The following is a 9,487-nucleotide window of genomic DNA, read 5'->3' as shown; positions in this document are numbered from 1 at the left end:
GAGAAGGAGCGAGCTATCGCAAGCAAAACTTTGCAGAACCTGTCTGCTGTATAAAAGAAGTTACAATATCAAATTATTTTAATGCGTTAAACCAAAATTTACTCCCTAAAAACAACAGTTCCAGTCTTCTCGTCCATCGCATCTACAATCGCCAGGGACTCTACACGGACACCAGACTCTCTTACGATTTTTCCTCCATCCTGGAAGCCCTTTTCAATAACGATACCAGCTCCTACTAAAGTCGCACCGGAATCCTTAACAAGCTTGGATAAGCCTAACAGAGCCGCTCCATTTGCCAGGAAGTCATCAATTAAAAGCACCTTATCCTCCGGACGAAGATATTCCTTGGATACAAGGATATCATAGACTTTTCCATGAGTGAAGGATTCTACACGGCTGGTGTAGGTGTCGCCTGCGATATTCTTGGTTTGGTTCTTTTTTGCAAATACGACCGGTACATCAAAATACTGGGCTACGATACATGCCACCCCGATACCGGATGCTTCGATTGTCAGTATTTTATTTATATCACAATCTGCAAAACGCTTCTTAAACTCTTTTCCAAACTCAATAAAAAGCTTTACATCCATCTGGTGATTTAAAAAGCTGTCTACCTTCAGTACATTTCCTTCCTTTACCTTTCCATCCTTTCGGATACGTTCCTTTAAAAGTTCCATACATGCTCTCCTTTATGTTAATTTATAATTTTCTTGTAGATCCTCTTGCCAAAAGCTCACCTGGGAAAATGCAATGCTTTTTGGTTTCCTTCCCTTCCATCAGGTCAAACAAAATCCTTACTGTCTCCTCTGCAATCTTTTCAACAGGCTGGCGGATTGTCGTAATGGAAGGATTATAATAACTTCCGAACTCAATTCCATCATAGCCAGCTACAGAGTAGTCTCCTGGTATTGTCTTTCCACTCTCCAGTATGGCCTTACAGGCACCGATAGCCAGGCTGTCTGCAATCGCATATACTGCACTGAATTCTTTTCCTGACTGTAAAATATCCTTCATAACTGCATAACCATTTGCCATGGAATAGCGGTCCTTCATAGAATCACCGACGAAAATCAGTTCCTCACAAACTGGCAGATGATTGTCCAAAAAGGCCTGTCGATAACCCTCTAAACGCAAGGCTCCAACACTTTCATCCACAGCCGGAGCACAGATAATTGCAATTTTTTCGTGTCCCTGCTTAATCAGATAATCCACCATCCTGTAGCTCTCCAGGCGGTCATCTACCGATACAGAAGCATACTCCATGGTATCCTCACTACTTTGCAGGCTGATGGTGCTCAGAACAAAGGGTACAGTCAGCTGCTCCAGCTTCCCACGAGCATGAGAAAAATAGCCTCCCAGAAAAATAATTCCCTTCAGACGCTTTTCCTTTGCCAAAGCAATTGCTACATCAACTTCGTCCTGCCCCTCTTCGACACGCTGCAGGAAAAAGGTAAATTTTTTTTCCTGCACAGCCTGCTCAAATACTGTTATCATCGGACTGAAAAACGGGTTATTAATACCCTTGATTAATACAGCAATTGTATTGGACTCCTGCCGTTTGAGATTCCTGGCACTGTTGTTAGGCACATAATTATATTCCTCAATCACTGCCATAATTTTATCCTTTGTTTCTCTGTTAATATCCGGGTGGTTGTTAATTGCCCTAGATACTGTCGTAACTCCTACACCACAAATATTAGCGATATCCTTAATCGTTATTGTTCCCATTTCCTTTTCCTCATCTTATCTTCCTATCTGTTATTATAATTATTAATTTCCTTTTTCGCAACCATAACTGCAACTTTTTATTTACCAAATTCCAAAATAGTGGTAAAATATAGATACCTATTGGAAAGGATTTCATACCTATGATTAAACGCTACTTCAATAATATTAAAAAGTTAAATACCAAGCTTCTGATTTGCACCATTACACCGATGCTTGTTATTCTTATTCTGGTTGCAAGTACTAGTATCTGGGCTATTACCAATGCTATGACACAGTTATCCTTGCAGCAGCTACGTACGGAAGCAACCTCTAGTTGTGACCGTCTTTCTTCCTATTTTTCAAAATATATGGTAACCGTTTCCAGCGAAAGTGCCTCCTATACTTTGGAGCGTTATATGAAGACACTTACCTTCGGCAATAATCCTAAAACAAATCCTTACTATTATCAGCTTATAGATATGCTGGATAATATTTATTCTGTTGATTCAGAAAGTATCAATATGGTATGGATTGCTGATTTTGACAGTGGAATCGGTCTTGGCAATACAGCCTCCGACTGGGCTAGAAGTGGAACCCAGTGGCATATTTCTGAACGTCCATGGTACGATGAGGCTTTGACCAGCAAAAAGGCATTTATTTCTGATCCCTTTATCAGCCTGTACAATGATGAGCCGGTTGCTGCTGTTGTTATTCCGATCACAGATACTGTCAGCCAAAGAACCCTTGGTGTTTTAGCACTAAACCTTCGTCTTAGTTCTATTCACGATATTGTTGAGTCCAGTACCACAGAAATTAATTCTGTTACCATGGTGATTGATTCCAATAAAAATTTTGTCTCAAATCCAAACAAGGAGCTTCTTTTGCAGCCGGCACCGGAAGCAAATGGTCTGGTACAACGTCTAGAAGGCTCTGACACAGATAATGAAATTTACGGCCTTTTCCGTTATGAAAAGGATAAAAATCATTATTTAGGATATGCCACTGCAGTACGTGGTACAGACTGGATTATGGTAGCTGTAGCCGAGCGTTCCTATGTCATAACGAGGATTCTTCCTCTAATTTTACAGATTATTGCTATTTTTATTTTAAGCATATTGCTATTCACCATTATTATCTCGACAATTTCCAGGCTGATAACCCAGCCTTTAGAGAAGATTACCATTGCCACAAAGGAGCTTGCTAAGGGAAATTATTCGGTACACCTGGCTTCTGCTTCTAAGGACGAGGTGGGACAGCTGGCAGAGGCTACGGATACAACCATTCAGACCCTGCAAAGCCGTGCTATTTTTGACCCTTTGACCGGTATCTATAATGAATTTGCATTTTCCTCCCGGGCAAAGCATCTGATTAGTTCAAATCCTGACTGTCAATACGCTTTGATTCGCTTTGATATCGCCCGTTTTAAGATGGTCAATGATATGTTTGGCTCTAGCAGGGGCGACGAGTTGCTTCGCTTTATTGCTTCTTTTCTCCATGACCAAGTTTCCTCAGAAGATGGATATGGCCGCCTTATGGGTGATGTTTTCTGCATCTGCACAAAACATAGTTCAGAGGATGAGATTTTGGATCTGATTCACCGGATTACCTATCATGTAGAAGCTTTTCCGATTAATTTTAACCTGACACCATATTTTGGAGTCTGCCTGGCCGATTCAGAAACCTCTTTGAGCACCTTACTAGACTGGTCAGGTATGGCATTAAGTACAGTCAAAGGAAGCAATCTGACCAATTATGCATTCTACAACAATGCAATGCGTGAACAGCTTTTGATAGAAAGCCGTATCGAAAATGAAATGGCTGGTGCTCTTGAAAATGGACAGTTTTCCATTTATTTGCAGCCAAAATGTAATATTGGTACCTCCGAAGTTGTTGGTGCTGAAGCCCTGGTTCGCTGGTTTCATCCTGAGAAGGGCATTATTCATCCGGATTTGTTCATTCCTCTTTTTGAAAAAAATGGTTTTATTGTTAAGCTTGATGAATATGTCTGGGAAGAAGCCTGTAAGGTCATTCGCAGCTGGAAGGATCGAGGCTACCCTTTGATTCCTATTTCCGTTAATATTTCCAGGGTACATATTTTTGTTCCGGAGCTTTGTGATAAGATTACAAACCTTGTACATAAATATGATATTCCTTTAGAGATGCTGGAGCTTGAATTTACAGAAAGTGCTTTTGTAAGTAATCTGGACACTTTATATCAGATTATGGAGCAGCTTAGAAAGCAGGGCTTTACATTATCCATGGATGATTTTGGTTCAGGCTACTCCTCTCTTAATATGTTAAAAAACAGCCCGGTAGATGTTATTAAAATTGACCGGGAGTTCTTAAATGAAAGTACTTCTTCGGAAAATGGCCGTGTTATCATCCGCAATACGATTTCTATGCTCAGACAGTTAAAGATGCAGATTGTTGCGGAAGGCGTGGAAACCGGTGAGCAGGCTGATTTTCTTTTTGCTTCCGGTTGCTCTGTTGCCCAGGGCTACTACTATTCTAAACCTGTTGATATTTCTTCTTTTGAAGAATTTGCTAAATTTACAAAATAGGAGGCATTTTTATGAATGATACTAATTTTTCTTTATTAAACCAGCAGGAAATTGATACTCTGGTAGACTTTCTATCAAAAAGCAGGGAAGAGTTTGATAGCGACGTTTTAAACCAGGACAGTATTGACAAACTAATTCGCATTATCCGGCATGATGATTTATCCACCGTTCGCCTGGATGAATTAGATTCTATTCACATCAAGCTGAATATCTTAAAGGATTTGGGTATTCGTGACGATTCCTCTCAGCTTTGCGAGCTTTCCTTCCATTTGGATCCGGAAACACAGTTTGTTATTTTAACTGCTACCAATAGGGACAATGGAAAATCCTATACCATTACTCCGTCCTCTTTGAACCGCCTGGAGGCCTTAGATGGCATTTCGTCCTGGGGTTATAGTATTCCGCCAATTTCCTTCAATAAAATAGCGAGAATATTCCAATGTAAATATTCCCGCCAGACATATGAAGATATTTGTGCTTTATTTGCTTTAAAAAACTATGGTTCCAGAAATCAGCAGCTTCCATCTCTTTATTATCCTACAACCCAACAGCTGCTGGCAAGCCTTTTATAATAGCCTAATTCTCCCATTCACAGCATAGAAAATCAACTGCCATCTGAATGGCCTCCAGATTCTGAATCTGGTCTGCAAAGGCTGCTTCACTGATGTGACTGGTTTCATTTAATATAGCAGCCTGTTCCAGTACCGACATAAGGCATTCCCTGGTATCCAGGAGTGCCTTTTCTTTTTCTTCCTGTTCAAGAAAGGCTATCGCCCTTTTCACAGTATTGCATATAGTATCCGAAAGGTTCAAGGTATCAAAAGCGAGCTTCTCAAGCTGCTCCTGCTCCCTACGAAACCGTTCCAGGGTCTTTTGCGTACTTTCTTTTAATTCCTGCGACATCTGTATCCCCTCTCTTAAATATAATTAAGCAGTTCTCTTATGTTCCTTATACCAGCCAGCTGGATTTTCCCATGCCAATCCTTTTCCAGAGATGCAGCATTAACCGCTGGAAGAATACAGGTTTCATAGCCCAGCTTCGCTGCCTCGGCTACCCGCTGCTCTGCCTGGCTTACTGCCCTTACCTCACCGGTCAGTCCAACCTCGCCAAAAGCAATCACATGATTGCCAAGAGGCTGGTTCCGATAACTGGAAATAATCGCTGCAATCAAAGCCAAATCAAGGGCAGGCTCATTAATCCGCATACCACCGGCAACATTAATATAGGCATCACAGTCTCCCATAGATATTCCCAGACGTTTTTCAACTACTGCCATCAAAAGATTTACACGATTATAATCTGCTCCGGCAGCAGTTCTCCTTGGAAAGTTGAAGCTGGTCCGGCAGATAAGTGCCTGTACCTCTATTAAAATCGGCCGAGTTCCTTCGACAGAGCAGGAAATCACGGAGCCGGCTTCCTTTTCCGGTCTTCCCTGAAGCATATACTCTGAAGGATTTGTGACCTCCCAGAGTCCATTCCCTTTCATTTCAAAAACTCCGATTTCATTGGTAGAACCAAAACGGTTTTTCACTGCCCGAAGTATTCGGTATACAGCTCCGCTATCGCCTTCAAAATACAGTACAGTATCAACCATATGCTCCAGTACTCTCGGCCCCGCCACAGTACCTTCCTTAGTTACATGACCAACAATGAAAATAGAAATCCCAAAATTTTTAGACAGCTGCAACAGGGTCGCTGTAGTTTCCCGTACCTGACTTACACTTCCCGGTGCAGATGAAATATCCTCACGGAACATGGTCTGAATCGAGTCTATAATTACTACAGAAGGCTTTTGCTCTTTAATCGTCTCTTCAATAATATCAAGATTCGTTTCACTAAATAAAAAAAGTTCGCCGCTAAAGCCCCCTAAACGCTCCGCACGCATTTTAATCTGCTGTAGAGACTCTTCTCCTGAGATATATAATACTTTTATCTGGTTAGCAGCAAGCTGTCTGCACATCTGTAAAAGAAGTGTAGATTTTCCAATTCCCGGATCTCCTCCTACCAGCACCAGACCACCTACAACAATACCACCGCCCAGTACCCGGTCAAGCTCACCGATTCCGGTAAGCATCCGCGGACTTTCCTTCATATCCACATTGGACAAAGGCTCCGGCCTGCGACCTCCGGCTGAAATTCCATTTTTTGTCATTCCATTTTTTGCTGAGCTTCCTGTCCTCGCTGACACTGGCTCCTCCACAAAAGTATCCCACTGCCGGCAGCCCGGGCACTGTCCCAGCCACTTACTGGATTCGTACCCGCACTCCCTGCAAAAAAATATCTGCTTTACTTTAGCCATTTACTTTAACTACCTTCATGATAACAGCTGTATTCTCCTCCAGGGAAGCACTCAGCATAAGCTTACCGCCAAGATTGGTTTTCATAATACCCATGCTTTCTCCATTCACAAAGGTCTCAAACTCCTGCTCAGGCTCCAGCTCCAGAGTAATCTGTGCATCCTCTTTTCCCTCTACGGTAAATGTGGTTTCCTCCTCTGTCTGCTTAAAATTAAAAACGCTGGTTCCAGGAACAGATTCATAAACAAACATTCCATTCTTTTCAAGCTTTGTAATTTCATCGTAAGTCTTGATTTTATACAAGTCTCCCTCAAACTCAAAATCAGAAAGCTTGGTTTTTGTGGTTAATGTATAATCTCCAAAGCTTAATGTCTGGTTATCCTCCTTGCGAATCAGTCCTTCTACTACTGCCATTACTTTTATCCTCCTATTACTGTGCTTTTGTGTTTTTGATACTTTATTATACTACTCTTTAATTGAAAATACAATTTCTTTTCCTTTTAATCGTACAGAAACTGTATCTCCTGATTTTACATTTCCTTCCAAAACGGCCTCGGCCAGCTTATCCTCTATCTGAGTCTGGATTGCTCTCCTAAGTGGTCTTGCACCGTACTTCTGGTCGTATCCCTTCTCTACCAGATAGTCAATGGTTCCAGCCGTCGGTTTCAGGGTAATATTCATCTGACTCTGGGTTCTCTTACTGATATTTTTCAGCATAATGCTTACGATTTCACGGATGTTTTCCTTCGTCAGCGGATGGAATACCATAATTTCATCAATACGGTTGATAAACTCCGGCTTAAAGAGCCGCTTTACCTCTTCCATAACGCTTTCCTTCATCTTTTTGTAATCAGCCTCCATATCAACTGCTGAGGCAAAGCCCATCGTCTTTGGTGAAATAATTCTCTCAGCACCTGCATTAGAGGTCATGATGATAATTGTATTTTTAAAGCTGACCTGTCGTCCCTGGGCATCGGTAATGTGTCCGTCATCCAGTACCTGCAGAAGAATGTTGAATACATCCGGGTGTGCCTTCTCAATCTCATCAAAAAGAATCACGGAATATGGGTTCCGCCTTACCTTTTCACTCAGCTGCCCACCTTCATCATAGCCCACATATCCAGGAGGGGACCCAATCAGCTTAGAAACGCTGTGCTTTTCCATATATTCGGACATATCAACACGAATCATTGCATTTTCACTGCCAAACATTGCCTCTGCCAGAGCCTTGCAAAGCTCGGTTTTACCAACGCCTGTTGGTCCCAGGAATAAAAAGGAGCCAATCGGACGGTTCGGATCCTTAAGGCCTACACGTCCCCGGCGGATAGCCTTCGCAACAGCCGTTACAGCCTCCTCCTGACCTACAACACGCTCATGAAGAATCCTCTCCAGCTTCATCAGCCGCTCGCTCTCTTCTTCTGCCAGCTTCTTTACCGGTATCTTTGTCCAGGAAGAAATAATATCTGCAATTTCATTCTCTGTCACATAGAGAATCTTTTCCCTTTTCTCCTTTTCATCCTTCGCCTTCATTTTCTCAATTTTTTCAAGGTTCTGTAGCTGCTTCTTTTTAAGCTCGCCTGCTTCCTCATAGGCCTCAGTCTTAATTGCTTCTTCCTTTTCCTTCTCCAGCTGGGCATTTAACTCTTCTAACTCCTTTATCTTTGGAGATACGGTATAGGTTGACAGACGTAGCTTAGAGGCTGCTTCATCAATCAGATCAATGGCCTTATCCGGCAGATAACGGTCATTGATATAACGGGCAGACATTTTAGCCGCAGCTGTCAGAGCATCATCTGTAATCGTTACTTTATGATGATTTTCATAGCTTTCTCTAAGGCCCTTAAGAATCAGTACCGTTTCCTCTTCCGAAGGCTCCTCTACAGATACCGGCTGGAATCTTCGCTCCAGAGCGGCATCCTTTTCAATGTATTTACGGTATTCTTCTCTTGTCGTTGCTCCAATCAGCTGAATCTCACCTCTGGCCAGAGATGGTTTCAAAATATTGGAGGCATCGATAGCCCCCTCAGCACCACCGGCACCAATAATTGTATGCAGCTCGTCAATAAAGAGAAGCACATTGCCATCATTCGTAACCTCGCTGATAACCCTTTTAATCCTCTCTTCAAACTCACCACGATACTTAGAGCCTGCTACCATACCGGATAAATCCAAGGTCAAAAGCCTCTTATCCCTAATCGTATCCGGGATATTACCTTCTACGATACGGCTGGCAAGTCCTTCTGCGATTGCCGTTTTTCCAACCCCCGGCTCACCGACCAGACATGGATTGTTTTTCGTCCGCCGGCTTAGTATCTGGACAACTCTCTGTATTTCGTTTTCCCGTCCAATAACCGGGTCCAGTTTCCCTTCTTTTGCAAGAGCAGTTAAATCCCGGCTGTACTGATCCAGGGTAGGTGTATTGGACCTTCCTTTTCCCTTACCCTTATTTGCCATATATTCGTTTTTCGCAGCTCCAACATCCTGTCCGACTGCTGTCATCAAATCTACATAAAGCTTCTGTACATTAACCCCCAGCGTATTCAAAAGCCGTACCGCAATGCAGTCCTGCTCTTTAATCAGGGCAATTAAAAGATGCTCTGTACCCACCATACCAGAGCCGAGACGCTTTGCCTCCCGGTAGCTCTGTCCCAGAATCCGCTGGGAGCGTGGTGTAAAATTATCTCTTTCTGCAGTTCCAACATTGGTATTCGGAGCAATCAACTGCTGAATCAGCTCCAAAAGACGTTCCTTTTCTACACCATTTTCCTCCAGGACTCTGGAAGCCACTCCTGGTGAAGACAAAAGACCGATCAAAAGATGTTCTGTGCCTACATAGTTGTGGGAAAGCTCATATGCAATCATTGTAGCATTTTCCACAGCTTCTTTTGCATTATCTGTAAAATTTTCAAACACTGTTTTGT

Annotated in this window: 8 protein-coding genes; 2 read left to right on the top strand and 6 right to left on the bottom strand. The window is 42.5% G+C overall.

From position 1 onward, the window contains the following. Positions 1-98: 98 nt before the first annotated feature. Positions 99-677, bottom strand: coding sequence for a xanthine phosphoribosyltransferase (locus ASU35_RS04015; RefSeq protein WP_058351773.1), 579 nt, complete (start codon positions 675-677; stop codon positions 99-101). 22 nt (positions 678-699) lie between these two features. Continuing rightward, positions 700-1,728 (bottom strand): LacI family DNA-binding transcriptional regulator, encoded by a 1,029-nt coding sequence (locus ASU35_RS04010; RefSeq protein ID WP_058351772.1) that lies wholly within the window; start codon positions 1,726-1,728, stop codon positions 700-702. A 140-nt stretch (positions 1,729-1,868) separates the two neighbouring features. Here ASU35_RS04010 and ASU35_RS04005 point away from each other — a divergent pair, with 140 nt between their 5' ends. Both ASU35_RS04005 and ASU35_RS04000 read left to right on the top strand, forming a co-directional pair. Next, on the top strand, positions 1,869-4,268 hold the full coding sequence (locus ASU35_RS04005) for a bifunctional diguanylate cyclase/phosphodiesterase (RefSeq protein ID WP_058351771.1): 2,400 nt from the start codon (positions 1,869-1,871) through the stop codon (positions 4,266-4,268). 11 nt (positions 4,269-4,279) lie between these two features. Then, entirely contained in the window at positions 4,280-4,840 is a 561-nt protein-coding gene (locus tag ASU35_RS04000) for a hypothetical protein (protein WP_058351770.1), read from the top strand. A 4-nt stretch (positions 4,841-4,844) separates the two neighbouring features. Here ASU35_RS04000 and ASU35_RS03995 read toward each other — a convergent pair whose 3' ends face one another. Genes ASU35_RS03995 through ASU35_RS03980 form a run of 4 tightly spaced genes read right to left on the bottom strand, consistent with a single transcriptional unit; the run spans position 4,845 to position 9,479 of the window. Next, positions 4,845-5,171: a hypothetical protein gene (locus ASU35_RS03995; protein ID WP_058351769.1), complete on the bottom strand. Its 327-nt coding sequence runs from the start codon at positions 5,169-5,171 to the stop codon at positions 4,845-4,847. A gap of 14 nt (positions 5,172-5,185) precedes the next feature. Then, positions 5,186-6,568: a DNA repair protein RadA gene (gene radA / locus ASU35_RS03990; protein ID WP_058351768.1), complete on the bottom strand. Its 1,383-nt coding sequence runs from the start codon at positions 6,566-6,568 to the stop codon at positions 5,186-5,188. Further along, entirely contained in the window at positions 6,561-6,980 is a 420-nt protein-coding gene (locus ASU35_RS03985; RefSeq protein ID WP_058351767.1) for a hypothetical protein, read from the bottom strand. Before ASU35_RS03985 ends, radA begins: the two co-directional genes overlap by 8 nt. Before the next feature lie 51 nt (positions 6,981-7,031). Beyond that, on the bottom strand, positions 7,032-9,479 hold the full coding sequence (locus tag ASU35_RS03980; RefSeq protein WP_058351766.1) for an ATP-dependent Clp protease ATP-binding subunit: 2,448 nt from the start codon (positions 9,477-9,479) through the stop codon (positions 7,032-7,034). Positions 9,480-9,487 lie beyond the last annotated feature (8 nt).

Source organism: Acetivibrio ethanolgignens, from assembly GCF_001461035.1.
Classification (GTDB): Bacteria; Bacillota; Clostridia; order Lachnospirales; family Lachnospiraceae; genus Velocimicrobium; species Velocimicrobium ethanolgignens.
The sequence above is the reverse complement of the archived record's forward strand: the minus strand, read 5'-3'. Positions and strand labels throughout refer to the sequence as shown.